Source organism: Mesorhizobium sp. 128a, assembly GCF_053848025.1.
In genome coordinates, this window is record NZ_JBSPKY010000004.1 from 28,075 (window position 1) to 40,948 (window position 12,874).

The 12,874-nt window shown below is 62.9% G+C and carries 16 protein-coding genes; 10 read left to right on the forward strand and 6 right to left on the reverse strand.

The window, feature by feature from the left end; all coding sequences use genetic code 11:
- Window positions 1-94: 94 nt before the first annotated feature.
- A complete protein-coding gene (coaD, locus tag ACWTU9_RS08845; RefSeq protein WP_454574951.1) occupies window positions 95-595 on the reverse strand; it encodes a pantetheine-phosphate adenylyltransferase in 501 nt (166 codons plus the stop codon).
- A gap of 191 nt (window positions 596-786) precedes the next feature.
- Here coaD and ACWTU9_RS08850 point away from each other — a divergent pair, with 191 nt between their 5' ends.
- Window positions 787-933, forward strand: a complete 147-nt coding sequence (locus ACWTU9_RS08850; RefSeq protein ID WP_192253752.1) for a hypothetical protein — start codon at window positions 787-789, stop codon at window positions 931-933.
- Between the two features lie 59 nt (window positions 934-992).
- On the opposite strand, the gene gyrA is transcribed toward ACWTU9_RS08850, so the two are convergent.
- Window positions 993-3,782 (reverse strand): DNA gyrase subunit A, encoded by a 2,790-nt coding sequence (gene gyrA / locus ACWTU9_RS08855; RefSeq protein ID WP_455857968.1) that lies wholly within the window; start codon window positions 3,780-3,782, stop codon window positions 993-995.
- A 210-nt stretch (window positions 3,783-3,992) separates the two neighbouring features.
- Between gyrA and ACWTU9_RS08860 the strand changes: the two genes are divergently transcribed.
- Window positions 3,993-5,675: a SulP family inorganic anion transporter gene (locus ACWTU9_RS08860; protein WP_455857969.1), complete on the forward strand. Its 1,683-nt coding sequence runs from the start codon at window positions 3,993-3,995 to the stop codon at window positions 5,673-5,675.
- Window positions 5,676-5,794: 119 nt separating this feature from the next.
- On the opposite strand, the gene ACWTU9_RS08865 is transcribed toward ACWTU9_RS08860, so the two are convergent.
- Window positions 5,795-6,670, reverse strand: coding sequence for a helix-turn-helix transcriptional regulator (locus ACWTU9_RS08865; protein WP_455857970.1), 876 nt, complete (start codon window positions 6,668-6,670; stop codon window positions 5,795-5,797).
- 87 nt (window positions 6,671-6,757) lie between these two features.
- Between ACWTU9_RS08865 and ACWTU9_RS08870 the strand changes: the two genes are divergently transcribed.
- The 3 genes from ACWTU9_RS08870 (at window position 6,758) to ACWTU9_RS08880 (ending at window position 8,424) form a co-directional block, all read left to right on the forward strand.
- The gene (locus ACWTU9_RS08870) at window positions 6,758-7,285 is read left to right on the forward strand and encodes a hypothetical protein (RefSeq protein ID WP_455857971.1); all 528 of its coding nucleotides are present in this window, start codon (window positions 6,758-6,760) and stop codon (window positions 7,283-7,285) included.
- A gap of 32 nt (window positions 7,286-7,317) precedes the next feature.
- The gene (locus ACWTU9_RS08875) at window positions 7,318-7,695 is read left to right on the forward strand and encodes a VOC family protein (RefSeq protein ID WP_455857972.1); all 378 of its coding nucleotides are present in this window, start codon (window positions 7,318-7,320) and stop codon (window positions 7,693-7,695) included.
- Window positions 7,696-7,794: 99 nt separating this feature from the next.
- Window positions 7,795-8,424, forward strand: a complete 630-nt coding sequence (locus ACWTU9_RS08880) for a MarC family protein (RefSeq protein ID WP_454576265.1) — start codon at window positions 7,795-7,797, stop codon at window positions 8,422-8,424.
- A gap of 17 nt (window positions 8,425-8,441) precedes the next feature.
- Here ACWTU9_RS08880 and ACWTU9_RS08885 read toward each other — a convergent pair whose 3' ends face one another.
- The 3 genes from ACWTU9_RS08885 to ssb are packed head-to-tail and all read right to left on the reverse strand — an operon-like array spanning window position 8,442 to window position 9,857.
- The gene (locus tag ACWTU9_RS08885; protein ID WP_455857973.1) at window positions 8,442-8,867 is read right to left on the reverse strand and encodes an OsmC family protein; all 426 of its coding nucleotides are present in this window, start codon (window positions 8,865-8,867) and stop codon (window positions 8,442-8,444) included.
- 24 nt (window positions 8,868-8,891) lie between these two features.
- Window positions 8,892-9,290: a DUF2306 domain-containing protein gene (locus ACWTU9_RS08890; RefSeq protein ID WP_455857974.1), complete on the reverse strand. Its 399-nt coding sequence runs from the start codon at window positions 9,288-9,290 to the stop codon at window positions 8,892-8,894.
- Window positions 9,291-9,329: 39 nt separating this feature from the next.
- Window positions 9,330-9,857: a single-stranded DNA-binding protein gene (ssb, locus tag ACWTU9_RS08895; RefSeq protein ID WP_455857975.1), complete on the reverse strand. Its 528-nt coding sequence runs from the start codon at window positions 9,855-9,857 to the stop codon at window positions 9,330-9,332.
- A 164-nt stretch (window positions 9,858-10,021) separates the two neighbouring features.
- On the opposite strand from ssb, the gene ACWTU9_RS08900 reads away from it, so the two are divergent.
- The 5 genes from ACWTU9_RS08900 (at window position 10,022) to ACWTU9_RS08920 (ending at window position 12,289) form a co-directional block, all read left to right on the forward strand.
- The gene (locus tag ACWTU9_RS08900; protein WP_454576261.1) at window positions 10,022-10,456 is read left to right on the forward strand and encodes a cupin domain-containing protein; all 435 of its coding nucleotides are present in this window, start codon (window positions 10,022-10,024) and stop codon (window positions 10,454-10,456) included.
- A gap of 44 nt (window positions 10,457-10,500) precedes the next feature.
- Window positions 10,501-10,815: an ArsR/SmtB family transcription factor gene (locus ACWTU9_RS08905; protein WP_454576260.1), complete on the forward strand. Its 315-nt coding sequence runs from the start codon at window positions 10,501-10,503 to the stop codon at window positions 10,813-10,815.
- A complete protein-coding gene (locus tag ACWTU9_RS08910) occupies window positions 10,812-11,285 on the forward strand; it encodes an SRPBCC family protein (RefSeq protein WP_455857976.1) in 474 nt (157 codons plus the stop codon). Before ACWTU9_RS08905 ends, ACWTU9_RS08910 begins: the two co-directional genes overlap by 4 nt.
- 29 nt (window positions 11,286-11,314) lie before the next feature.
- Window positions 11,315-11,923: an ATP-dependent Clp protease proteolytic subunit gene (locus ACWTU9_RS08915; RefSeq protein ID WP_455857977.1), complete on the forward strand. Its 609-nt coding sequence runs from the start codon at window positions 11,315-11,317 to the stop codon at window positions 11,921-11,923.
- Window positions 11,924-12,031: 108 nt separating this feature from the next.
- Window positions 12,032-12,289 (forward strand): hypothetical protein, encoded by a 258-nt coding sequence (locus tag ACWTU9_RS08920; protein ID WP_455857978.1) that lies wholly within the window; start codon window positions 12,032-12,034, stop codon window positions 12,287-12,289.
- The last annotated feature ends 585 nt before the right edge of the window (window positions 12,290-12,874 follow it).

Sequence of the window (12,874 nt, forward strand, 5' to 3'; positions counted from 1 at the left end):
GGCGGCATAGGCCGACACCGATGCGGTCACAAGACCGGCAAGCACGACGAGGAACGAGGCGAGCTTCTTCAGCTGCATAGGGATCTCCGAACGATTATTTCTTGAATTTTGCGGTGAGCGCGCCGGAAACCGCAGCCGGCACGAAGGGACGGATGTCGCCGCCCATCGAAGCTATCTGGCGCACAAGTGTGGCGGTAATGGTTCTGACTGATGGGCTGGCGGGTAGAAAAACCGTCTGCAGCTCTGGCGCCATGGTCTCGTTCATACCGGCCATCTGCATCTCGTAGTCGAGGTCGGTGCCGTCGCGCAGGCCGCGGATCATGATCGAGGCGCCGTGCTTGCGGGCGGCGTCGATGACCAGCCCGTCGAAGGCGACGACCTTGATGCGGCCGCCGTCACGGCCGAATTCGGCCTTCGTCGCAGCCTCGATCAGCTGCACTCGTTCCTCGAAGGAAAACAGCGGTGTCTTGCCGGGATGGGTGCCGATCGCCGCATAAACCGTGTCGGCGACAGCCAATGATGCCTTCAGGACGTCGAGGTGTCCGTTGGTCAGCGGGTCGAAGGAGCCGGCATACAGGGCGGTGCGTTCGGTCATGGCAGGCTTCTAGCGGGGCATTGGACGGAAGGCAAATGCGATTGGGAACATCTGCGTGAACCTTTTCGCAGACATGAACGACAGATGAATGCCTTGATCACGAAGACTTCACGCAGCGTTCGCTAGTTTGCACTTCAGAAGATGAAACCAAAACCCCATCTAACCGTTGTAAGGCGCAGGAGAACACGCACATGCTGATCTACATGCTCGCCACCGCAATGACCGTCGCCATGCTGATCGCAACCGCATTCGGGCTGCATCAGGAGGCAGAGCGCGTCCGTGTCCGGACCAAGCGCTTCGAAGGCTTCGGTGCCCGCTGGCCCCACCGTCACCACTGATTTTATTGCTATTTCTTGATTGCGCCGGCCCATCGGGCCGGCGTTGTTGCATCCAACGCCTATTCGGGCGCAGCATCCGAGGCATCCGGACCGGCGTCGCCCTCACCGTTTTCTTCGACATCCTCGTCCGACTGAGGCTCAGAGATCCGCTCGACCGAAACCACCTTCTCGCCTTCGGCGGTGTTGAAGATGGTCACGCCCTTGGTTGCGCGGCTGGCGAAACGGATGCCGTTGACCGGCACCCGGATGACCGTGCCGCCATCCGAAACCAGCATGATCTGGTCGTCATTGCCGACCGGGAACGTCGCCACCAGCTGGCCTATTTCGGCCGTTTTCGACACGTCGGTGGCGCGGATGCCCTTGCCGCCGCGCCCGGTCAGGCGGAAGTCATAGGACGACGAGCGCTTGCCGTAGCCGTATTCGGTCACCGTCAGCACGAATTGCTCATGCGCCTTGAGCTTTTCATAGTCGTCGTCGGAAAGCTCCGCTTCCTCGCCGATCTCCTCATTGGTCAGCGAAATCTCTTCTTCCTCACCGGCTGTACCAGCGGCAAGCCGCCGGTCGGCCGCAGCACGCTTCAGGTAGGCGGCGCGTTGCGCGGGAGAAGCATCGACATGCTCAATCACCGACATGGAGATGATGCGGTCGGTCTCGGCCATGCTCATGCCGCGCACGCCGACGGAATTGCGGCTCTGGAAGACGCGCACGTCGGAGACCCGGAAGCGGATGCACTGGCCGGAGTTCGCCGTCAAAAGCACGTCGTCATTGTCGGTGCAGGTCTCGACGCCGAGGATCTCGTCGCCGTCCTCCTCCAGCTTCATGGCGATCTTGCCGTTGCGGTTGACCTGGACAAAGTCGGACAGCTTGTTGCGCCGCACGGTGCCGCGCGTGGTGGCAAACATCACGTCGAGCTCGCCCCAGCTGGTCTCGTCCTCCGGCAGCGGCATGATGGTGGTGATGCGCTCGCCCTGCTCCAGCGGCAGCATGTTGATCAGCGCCTTGCCGCGCGACTGCGGATTGCCGATCGGCAGGCGCCAGACCTTCTCCTTGTAGACGATGCCGCGGGAGGAGAAGAACAGCACCGGTGTATGGGTGTTGGCCACGAACAGCCTGGTGACGAAATCCTCTTCCTTGGTCGACATGCCAGAGCGGCCCTTGCCGCCGCGGCGCTGCGCCCGGTAGAGCGACAGCGGCACGCGCTTGATGTAGCCGGAATGGCTGACGGTAACGACCATGTCCTCACGCTGGATCAGGTCCTCGTCTTCCATGTCGGCGCCGCCGTCGGTGAGCTCGGTGCGGCGTGGCGTACCGAACTCGTCGCGCACGGCGGCGAGCTCATCCTTGACGATCTGCTGGATGCGCGCGCGGGACGACAAAATATCAAGGTAATCAACGATTTCGGCGCCGATCGTGTTCAACTCGTCGGCGATCTCGTCGCGGCCGAGCGCGGTCAGGCGCTGCAGGCGCAGTTCGAGGATGGCGCGCGCCTGTTCCTCGGAGAGATTGTAGGTGCCGTCCTCGTTGATGCGATGACGCGGATCGTCGATCAGCAGAATCAGCGATTCGACGTCGCCGGCGGGCCAGCGCCGCTCCATCAACTGTTCGCGCGCCGTCTGCGGATCGGGCGCGGTGCGGATCAGCTTGATTACTTCGTCGATATTGGCGACGGCAATGGCGAGACCGACCAGGACGTGGGCGCGGTCGCGCGCCTTGCGCAACAGGAATTTCGTTCGCCGGCTAATCACCTCTTCGCGGAAGCCGACAAATGCCTTCAGCATGTCGGTCAGCGTCATCACTTCCGGCTTGCCACCGTTTAGCGCCACCATATTGGCGCCGAAAGACGTCTGCAGCGGCGTGAAGCGGTAAAGTTGGTTGAGAATGACGTCGGCGACAGCGTCGCGCTTCAGCTCGATGACGACGCGGTAGCCTTGGCGGTCGCTCTCGTCGCGGATGTCGGAAATGCCTTCGATGCGCTTGTCGCGCACCAGTTCGGCCATTTTTTCGATCATCGAGGCCTTGTTCACCTGATAGGGAACCTCGGTGATGATGATCGATTCACGGTCATTGCCGCGCTGTTCGACATTGACCTTGCCACGCATGACGATGGAGCCGCGCCCCGTCGCATAGGCGCTGTAGATGCCGGAACGGCCAAGCACGATGCCGCCGGTCGGGAAATCGGGACCCGGAATGATCTCCATCAGCGCCGGCAGGTCGATCGCCGGATTGTCGATGATGGCGATGGCGCCGTTGCAGACTTCGGCCAGATTGTGCGGCGGAATGTTGGTGGCCATGCCGACGGCAATTCCGCCCGAACCGTTGACCAGGAGGTTGGGGAAGCGAGCCGGCAGAACCTTCGGCTCGGTGTCGGAGGCATCATATGTCTCCTGAAAATCGACGGTTTCCTTGTCGATATCCTCGAGCAGTTCATGCGCGACCTTGGTCAGGCGCGATTCGGTGTAACGCATGGCCGCCGGTGGATCGCCGTCGATGGAGCCGAAATTACCCTGCCCGTCGATCAGCGGCACGCGCAGTGACCAGTCCTGCGCCATGCGCACCAAGGCGTCATAGATCGAGGCGTCGCCGTGAGGATGGTATTTACCCATCACGTCGGCGACCGGGCGGGCCGACTTCACATATTTGCGGTTCCAGTGGTAGCCGCTCTCATGCGCGGCATAGAGAATGCGGCGATGCACCGGCTTCAGGCCGTCGCGAACGTCCGGCAGCGCACGGCTGACGATCACGCTCATGGCGTAGGAGAGGTAGGAGCTCTGCATCTCCTCGATGATGGAGATCGGCTCGATGCCGGTGGGGCCGCCGTCGGCGCCGCGCGGTGTTTTTTGGTCGGTCAAATCGGATCACAATCTAATCGGGAATCACTGACCGCTTATATAGGAAGCCAGCCTGAAACTCCAATATTCGCGGCACTTTTCCAACGACAATTTCGGTGGTAATTTCAAATGGATACCGCTGATTGCGACGATTTGGCCATAGCCCATTTCGCCGCCATCAGGGCAAAAGCCTGCGATGGGTCGTTTTCCCAGCCAAGAGCCATAAGCACGATGAATCGGTGGCTGCCTTTGCGAGCGCTGAGCGGTTGGCAGCCCAGGGATCTCAAGGGCGATCTGGCCGCCGGCCTGACGCTGGCGGCAATCGCCATCCCCGAACAGATGGCGACGGCGCGGCTTGGCGGCTTTGCGCCCGAGATCGGCTTCTTCGCCTTTGTCGCAGGATCGCTGGCCTTTGCCCTGTTCGGCGCCAACCGCCATCTGTCGTCCGGCGCGGATTCGACCATCACACCGCTGTTTGCCGGCGGGCTCGCACTCATCGCCGTTGCCGGCTCGGCGCATTATCTGGCACTGGCGGCCATGTTGGCGCTGATGGTCGGCCTGCTGGTGGCTTTGAGCGGAATCTTCCGGCTCGGCTGGATCGCCGACCTGTTATCGGTGCCGGTCACCACCGGATTCCTGGCCGGCATCGCCGTCCATATCATTGTCTCGCAATTGCCCGGACTGCTCGGTCTGCCTGCCGAAAGTGGTGAAACGTTGCGCCGCGTCGGTGAGATCGTCGGCAATCTGCACCTCACCAACCCTTGGAGCCTGACGATCGGCCTTGGCGTGTTTGCAATCGTGTTCGCTGCCGAGCGCATCAGCGCCCGCATCCCCGGCGCCTTGATCGGCATGGTACTGGCCACTGCAGCGGTCGTAGTCTTCGGCCTGAAGGGGCGCGGCGTCGAGGTGCTTGGCGCCTTGCCCAACGGCCTGCCGCAGGCCGGCCTGCCGACGGCCAGCCTCAACGATGCCCAGGCGCTGCTGCCGCTGGCCCTGCTGATCGCCATCGTCGTCATGGTGCAGACCGCGGCCACCAGCCGCTCCTTTGAGGGCGACTACATCAACCGCGATTTTGTCGGCGTCGGCGCTGGCAGCATCCTGTCTGGCCTGTTCGGCGCCTTCGCGGTCAATGCCAGCCCGCCGCGCACCGCAATCGCCGCCCAATCGGGCGGCCGTTCGCAAGTGTCCGGCCTGATTGCCGCGGCCATCGTGCTGGCCCTGGGCGCCTTTGGTGGCGGCCTGCTTGCCAATGTTCCGCAGGCCGCCCTTGCCGGCGTGCTGATGTTCGTTGCCCAGCACATCTTGCGCTGGAAGGTGTTCGCCAGCGTCTACCGGCAGGCGCTGGTCGAATTCGTGCTGATCCTGGTCACAATGACGGCGATCGTCGTGTTGCCGATCGAAACCGGCGTCGCAGTCGGCATCGGCCTGTCGCTGCTGCACGGTCTGTGGAGCGCGACACGCACGCAGGCCATCGAGCTGGAACAGGTGCCCGGCACCTCGGTGTGGTGGCCGCCAAACACGCCTTCGGCAGGCGAGCAACTCTCCGGCGTGCTGGTTGCAGCGTTCCAGGCGCCGCTGTCCTTCGTCAATGCCGACAGCTTCAAGCGCGGCGTCTGCGAGCTGATCGACGCCAGAAGCGACAGTGTGAAACTGGTCGTGCTGGAGGCCAGCAACATTGCCGAGATCGACTATACCGCCGCGCAGGCATTGATCGACACCATCGCCCACTGCCGCAAGGCGGGTGCGATCTTTGCCATTGCGCGGCTGGAATCCCTGCGCGCCCAGGCAGCCCTTGCGCGTTTCGGCATTGCCGACCTTGTCGGCCGGCACAGGATCTTTCACAGCGTCGACGCCGCCATCAAGGCGCTGGCGCCGGACAAGCAACTTGTCGGACGACAGGACCAGACACCATGACGACCGAGCGGGAACCCTTGCTGAAGCCTGTCGCCGTACGGGAGCTGCGGGCCGGTGGAACTGAACGCCGGATGATCCGGGCGCAAAGGCCCGGAGAAGACCGGTACTTTCCTGGGACGTCACACGGTGCCGGTGGTACTTGGCAAAACGCTACCTGACCGGCGCGCGCGATAGTTGCCCGGCGTCTCGCCCATGACGCGCCGGAAACGGCGATTGAACGTGGAGAGGTCATTGAATCCGGCCTCGAAGGCGATAGCCGAGATGGGCTCAGCCGACATGCGCAGCCGCACCGCCGCGCGGTGCAGCCGGGTCCTGAGCAGGAACTGATAAGGCGTCATGCCCGCGACCTGCCGGAAGGTGCGCAGGAAGTGATAGGGGCTGGTCGCCGTCGAGCTGGCGAGCTCGGAAAGCGAGACTGGCCGGTCAGCATTGAGTTCGATCTGCCGCACCGCTTCGGCAACCCGTTTCTGGTCGCGGCGGCTCGGCGGGCGAGCGGCAGGCGGGGCCTCACTGGCGACAGCAAGTGCTGCACCGCCGACGGCAAGAGCCGCGGCGGCAATGCGCAGGCCAAGCTCCTCGAAGGCATCGATGTCGGCCGTCTCGCGTGCCGCTTCGGCCTCGGCCAGCAGAGACGCCAGCGCCGGCAAGGGCGGCAGATGCGGCACCCCGAACGTCAGCTTCTTCGCGCCAGCCACGTCGCTGGCGATGCGATCGAGATGGGCGGGAGCGAAATGGAAGGACAGGCAACGGTCGCCGGCACCGTGCTCGTGCCCGCATTCATAGCAGGCGCCGACATTGCCGAGCAGGATGGCACCTGGCGCCAGCATGGCGGCGCCCTGGCTGGTGCGGTAGCGGAAGCTGCCGCTCGTAACCGCGGCAATGCAGACACTGCGGTGCTCTTCCTCGAAGGGCCGACCGCCGGCGCCGGCCGTGCACAGCACGTCGGACACATACCAGTCCGGCCCCGAAGCCAGTTTTTGCTCAGTCGTCGTCATGGCTTGAAAGATAGCAATTTTTCCCAAGCCCAACACCCCCGCCCCGGCCTATCGGTTGCAGCCTCCTGACACCACGAAGGCAGCAGCATGACCGATCCATTCACAAAAGCCCTCCACAGCGACGGCCCTGTCCCCGACCTGGCTGCAAAGCTCGATCTCTACGGCCGCTTTGTCGGCGCCTGGACATTCGATGCCACGCGCCACCTCGAGGACGGCACGGTTTTGACCGGACGCGGCGAGGTGCATTTCGGCTGGGTCCTGGAAGGCAGGGCGATCCAGGATGTGTGGATCCTGCCCGCGCGGGATGCCGGCCCCACGCCGTCGCTCGGCAAATGGACTTTCTATGGCACAACGCTGCGGGTCTATGATCCCGGCCAGGACGCCTGGCACATCTTCTGGAGCGACCCGCGTAACCAGTATTACAGCCGCCAGCTTGGTCGCGCCGAAGGCGACACGATTGTGCAGGTCGGCGCGGACGGCACGGGTTCCTCGGTCCGCTGGAGCTTTTCGCGGATCACCAAGGACAGCTTCCGCTGGCTGGGCGAGCGTTCGCACGACGATGGGGCGACGTGGCGGCTCGAGGTCGAGTTCCTGGCGCGCCGCGCCGAGGCCTGACAACGCAACATATTGTAAAAAAGGTGAAAAACATGCTTGACCATGTCTCGATCGGTGTCCGCGACACCAACGTTTCGAAGCCCTTCTACGACTCCGCACTCAAGCCGCTCGGTTATTCCTGCCTCAGCCAGTCGCCAGGTTCGCTAGGCTATGGCGCAGAGGCGATAGCACTCTGGGTGAACGATGCGACGCGACCGGTAGCGGCCGACGAAAAGTCCGGCCTGCATTTCTGCTTTGCCGCGCCGACAAGGGGCAGCGTCGACGCCTTTCATGCCGGCGCCTTGCGTGCAGGCGGCAGCAGCAATGGTGCGCCGGGGCTGCGTGCCGACTATGGCGACAACTACTATGCCGCATTCGTCATCGATCCCGACGGCTATCGTCTTGAGGCCCATTGCAGCGCTGCCGGCTAGCCGACGCACCAGTTTCACCATCCCTGACGGTTCCCACCGACCAGGCTTTGCTCTACCACTATGGTGGCGCAGGGCCAGGCCCGGCGGGAGGGGTCAGCGATGCCGAGTTTCGACAGCCTGTTCAACGCCTTCGTCACCATTCTGGTGACCATCGACCCGCCCGGTCTCGCCCCGCTCTTCCTTGCGGTGACACGCGGAATGAACCGCGAGGAACGTCAGCAGGTTTCGATCCGCGCTTCGATCATCGGCTTTCTGGTGATGGCGCTGTTTGCCGTTGCGGGCGCCGCGATCCTGTCAGTGTTCGGCATCACGCTGCCGGCCTTCCGCGTCGCCGGCGGCTTTCTTTTGTTCTTCATCGCCTTCGAAATGGTGTTCGAGCGCCGGCAGGACCGCAAGGAAAAGATCGGCGACGTCGCCATCACCAAGGACATGATCCACAACATCGCCGCCTTCCCGCTGGCGATCCCGCTGATTGCCGGTCCCGGCGCGATTTCGGCGACCGTGCTTCTGTCCGGCTCGTTTCAGGGGTTTGCCGCACAGGCGGCGCTGGTCGGCATCATCTTCGTCTGCCTCGCCATCACCTATCTGGTGTTCGTGCTGTCGGAACGCATCGACCGCATCCTCGGCCAGACAGGCCGCTCGATCCTCACCCGCCTGCTCGGCGTCATCCTGGCGGCGCTCGCGGTGCAATTCGTGGCGGATGGCATCAAGGCGCTGATGGCGGGGTGAACGGCAGGCCCTACTGCCTACTTCACCGCCGTATCGACGACCTCAAAATCGTGGGTGATGACGGCGGTCTTGGCCAGCATGGCGGAGGCCGAGCAGTATTTTTCGATCGACAGGTTGATCGCGCGCTGGACCTTGTCGTGCGACAGCGCGCGGCCCGTGACGATGAAATGCATGTGGATGCGGGTGAAGACTTTTGGGTCGGTTTCGGCCCGCTCGGCGTCGAGCTCGACGACGCAGTCCTCGATCGCCTCGCGGCCTTTTTCGAGGATGTGGACGACATCATAGGCCGAGCAGCCGCCGGTGCCGACCAGCACCAGCTCCATCGGGCTCGGGCCTGGCGTCTTGCCTTCCGGACCGAAGGCGGTTCCCAGCACGACCTTGTGACCGCTGCCGGACTCGCCGACAAAGGTGCGCTCTTCGACCCATTTGATCCGTGCTTTCACGACAATCTTCCTTTCAGAAACCTATCATTGGCCGAACACGGCCGCATGCATGATCCGCCCCGGCAGTAGGGTGAACACGCCGGCGCCGATCAGCGCAAAAACATAGAGTGAAATCATGACTTTGCGATGCTTTGCGACGCGATGCCTGTGCGCATGCCAAACCGCCAACGGCACGGTGATCAGCACCAGGATCGACAAGATATGGATCGGGCTGAACGAACCGACGAGGCGGATCTGCTGGATCCAGAAACTGGAGGCGGCGATGACCAACATCAGAGCCGCCCAGGCATAGCCGAAGACGCGGTGGCGCGTCGTACCTTTCGGCAGCGCCAGTTGGGCGCCGCCTATAGCCAGCGCGGCAAGGGCTGCGAAGGCGTGCCATGGGATGGGAGGGGGCGCCGACAGAAGCGGTCCGAGCGACATCGCGCCCTCTCCTCAAATGCCTTCACGCGGCCTTGATACTCAGAACGGGATTTCGTCGTCCAGTTCGCGCGACGAACCGCCGCCACCGCCACCCCTGGAACTGCCGCCGCCACCGCTGCGGTTGAAGCTTTCATTGGGGCCCGACTGACCGAAATCCGAACCACGGCTCGCACTGCTGCCACCGGCATAGTTGCCGACCTGGCCGCCGCCCTCGCCCCGTGAATCGAGCATCTGCAACTCGCCGCGGAATTTCTGCAGCACGACTTCCGTCGTGTACTTGTCGGCGCCGGTCTGGTCCTGCCATTTGCGTGTCTGCAACTGGCCTTCGACGTAAACCTTCATGCCCTTCTTCAGATATTGTTCGGCGACCTTGGCGATCTGGTCATTGAAAATGACGACGTTGTGCCACTCGGTCTTTTCCTTGCGCTCGCCGGAATTCTTGTCGCGCCAGCTTTCAGACGTGGCGATGCGGATGTTGACGACCGGGTCACCCGAATTCAGGCGGCGGATTTCAGGGTCCGCGCCGAGGTTTCCGACCAGAATGACCTTGTTGACGCTACCCGCCATGACACTTCTCCGCGCTCATCCGAAACAAATTTCAAGTCGCTCACCTTACAGCCTGCGAGCCGCCTATGCCTGCAAAGGCTGGCTTTTCCCACAAGGTTTTTGTTCTTTTTTTGTTCTATTCCTGCCGCCCCCTTCTGTCAAGGAACGTCAACAAGAGGTAGGGTATGCGCCTGAAATTGCGACCATGCGGGATCGAAAGGCTGTGGCGAATGAAGGTCATTGCGCATCTGGATCAGCCCCGCGAGCAATGGCGAGCCGGCGTGGAGACCCGCATGCAGGTTTCCGCCAGCAATGGAGCCCGCCAGCTTTGCATGTTCGAACAATGGGTTCAGCCGGGCGTCGGGGCTCCGTCACATCGGCACCCGGTCGAGGAGGTGCTGAGCGTCATCGCCGGAACCGCCGAAATGTGGATCGATGACGACCACGTGACGCTGACTGCCGGACAGTCGCTCCTCATTCCAGCGCAGAGACAACACGGCTTTCGAAATGCCGGCACCGATACGCTTCATATCCATGCCGTGTTGGCGTCGCCAATCTTCGAAGCGACGTTCGAGGGGGCAACCGCGCCGGTGAGGCGCTGGCTTGCAGCGAGCGAATAAAACAGCGCTTGCCAAATCGATAAGTATCGACTTATGCTTTTGCCATGATCGAAGCAGAAATTTTTCGCGCCCTCGCCGACCCGACACGGCGCGCCGTCTTTGAACGGCTTGCCGCCGGCGAGATGAGCGTGTCGGAGTTGCGCAGCGGCATGAGCGTGTCGCAGCCGGCGGTGTCGCAGCACCTGGCGGTGCTGCGCGGCGCCGGCCTGGTCAGCGAAAGGCGGTCGGGCCGCAATGCGTACTACCGCACCGATCCGCAAGGGCTCGAGCCGTTGCTCGGCTGGATCGAACGCTACCGCGCATTCTGGCCGGAGCGCATCGAAAGACTGAAGGCCGTTTTGAAGGACATGGACCAATGACCGATGAAAAGCAGGCGCAGACCGCCAAGGATAGCCTCGCCTTCGAATGCGATCTGCCGGACGCACCGGAAAAGGTGTGGCGGGCGCTGACCGTGCCGGAGCTGTTGGCGGCGTGGATGATGCCAAACGACATCAAGCCGGAAACCGGCACCCGCTTTGCCTTTGCCGGACCGGACGCGCCGATCGAGTGCGAAGTGCTCGATGCCGAGCCGGGGCGGTTGCTGCGCTATTCCTGGCGCGAGCGGTCCGCAACCAGAAATGCCAATGGGCTGGACAGCATCGTCACCTTCACGCTTTCCCGCACCGTTTCCGGCGGCACGCATCTGCGCATCGTCCATGACGGCTTCGTCCAGGCGGCAACGCCTGCGGTTGCGATGGCGGGCGGCAGTTGCCGGCTTTCGCTCCGCGCAGACAAACCCACGCGACCTATCGCCGCGAACGCGCCGCGCCTGTTGCTGCGCGCAGCTTGATCTAGAGAAAAACGAATGGAGACAATGGGATGAGCGGCTTTGCCAATCTGGTGCCGGTGGTAATCGAGCAATCGAGCCGCGGCGAACGCGCCTTCGACATTTTTTCGCGGCTGCTGCGCGAGCGCATCATTTTTGTCAACGGCGAGATCAATGACGGCATGTCGGCGCTGGTCTGCGCCCAGCTTCTGTCGCTGGAATCGGACAATCCCGACAAGGAGATCTCACTCTACATCAACTCGCCGGGCGGCGTGGTCAGCAGCGGCTTCGCCATCTATGACACGATGCAATATGTCAGCTGCCCGGTGTCGACGGTGTGCATGGGCTTTGCCGCCTCGATGGCCTCGTTCCTGCTGATGGCGGGAACGCCGGGACGTCGCATCGCCCTGCCCAATGCCAGCATCGTGCTGCATCAGCCCCTGGGCGGATTCCAGGGCCAGGCCTCCGACATCCAGCGGCATGCCGAAGGCATTTTGCGCACCAAGCGGCACATGACCGAGCTCTACGCGCAGCATTGCGGACGCACCTATGAAGAGGTCGAACGCACGCTCGACCGCGATTTCTTCATGACCGCGCGCGAGGCCAAGGACTGGGGCCTCGTCGACCATGTTTTCGACACCCGCAAGCAGGCGGCGGCCTGATCGCGGGATTGAACGCGCCGGCGTCGTGTCAATTTCGACGCCGCCGGTCTGGCCTCGCATTGGGCGCGACACTATAGTCCTGCGATGCGCTACCGCCTGAACAGACTGATGACATCCGTCGCGATCACCGCCGTGACCGCGAGCGCGGCTCTTGCCGGGGACAGCACGTCCCAGTCGCCGAAAGGCGCCCTGCCCGGCGTGACCGGCGACTACCGCATCGCCAAGCCGGCGCCGCAGCCCGAGCCCGACGACGCGCTGCCCGCCGGCGAGAACGGCACATTCAAGATCGGCGATACCGATGTCAGGATTTCCGGCAGTATCACTGTCGATGTCGGAGTGGGTGCGAACAAGCCTTCCAACCGATAGGGTGCCGCGACAGAGTGACCCTCGTCGGCTGCCGCGCCGGTACCCCGCACATACAAATAGCCCCGCCGTTGCTTCCGCAAACGGTCGGGGCTCTTTTTGGATTCCAGATCCAACTTGCCGGTAGGGTTATACCGACTTTTGTCTCGGATGCTTCGCGGCATTCAGCCGACGATCCGACTATCCGTCTCTGATTTTGGTGTGATACGGCAGGTCACGGTTTGTCGGGTGGCGAAAACGCCGAACCCTGGCACTTATGCCCGCCGCGGCTCCAACGAGATGTGGAGCCTCAAAGGACTATCCGGTGGCGTCATGCTCCGCTCCTGTGTCCGTTGCGACTGTGTCGTCCGAAGCGCAAATCGCAAAACCTGCGGCGTCTCGCAGGCCACCTATGGGCGGCGAGGCCATCGAAAGACGGCCGGCTTCGTTGACTTCTGGAGACTGCGCCCCTGAGTCGGTGACGTCAACCGTTGAATAGCCGGTTACCGAAAAATGTGATCGCCGGGAGCTTACGTTAGGGTAAGTTTTTGAAACACCCCTGTCAGGTTTCTACACAGCTTTGTCAGGAGCGTGTTCGGCCTTTGTTCT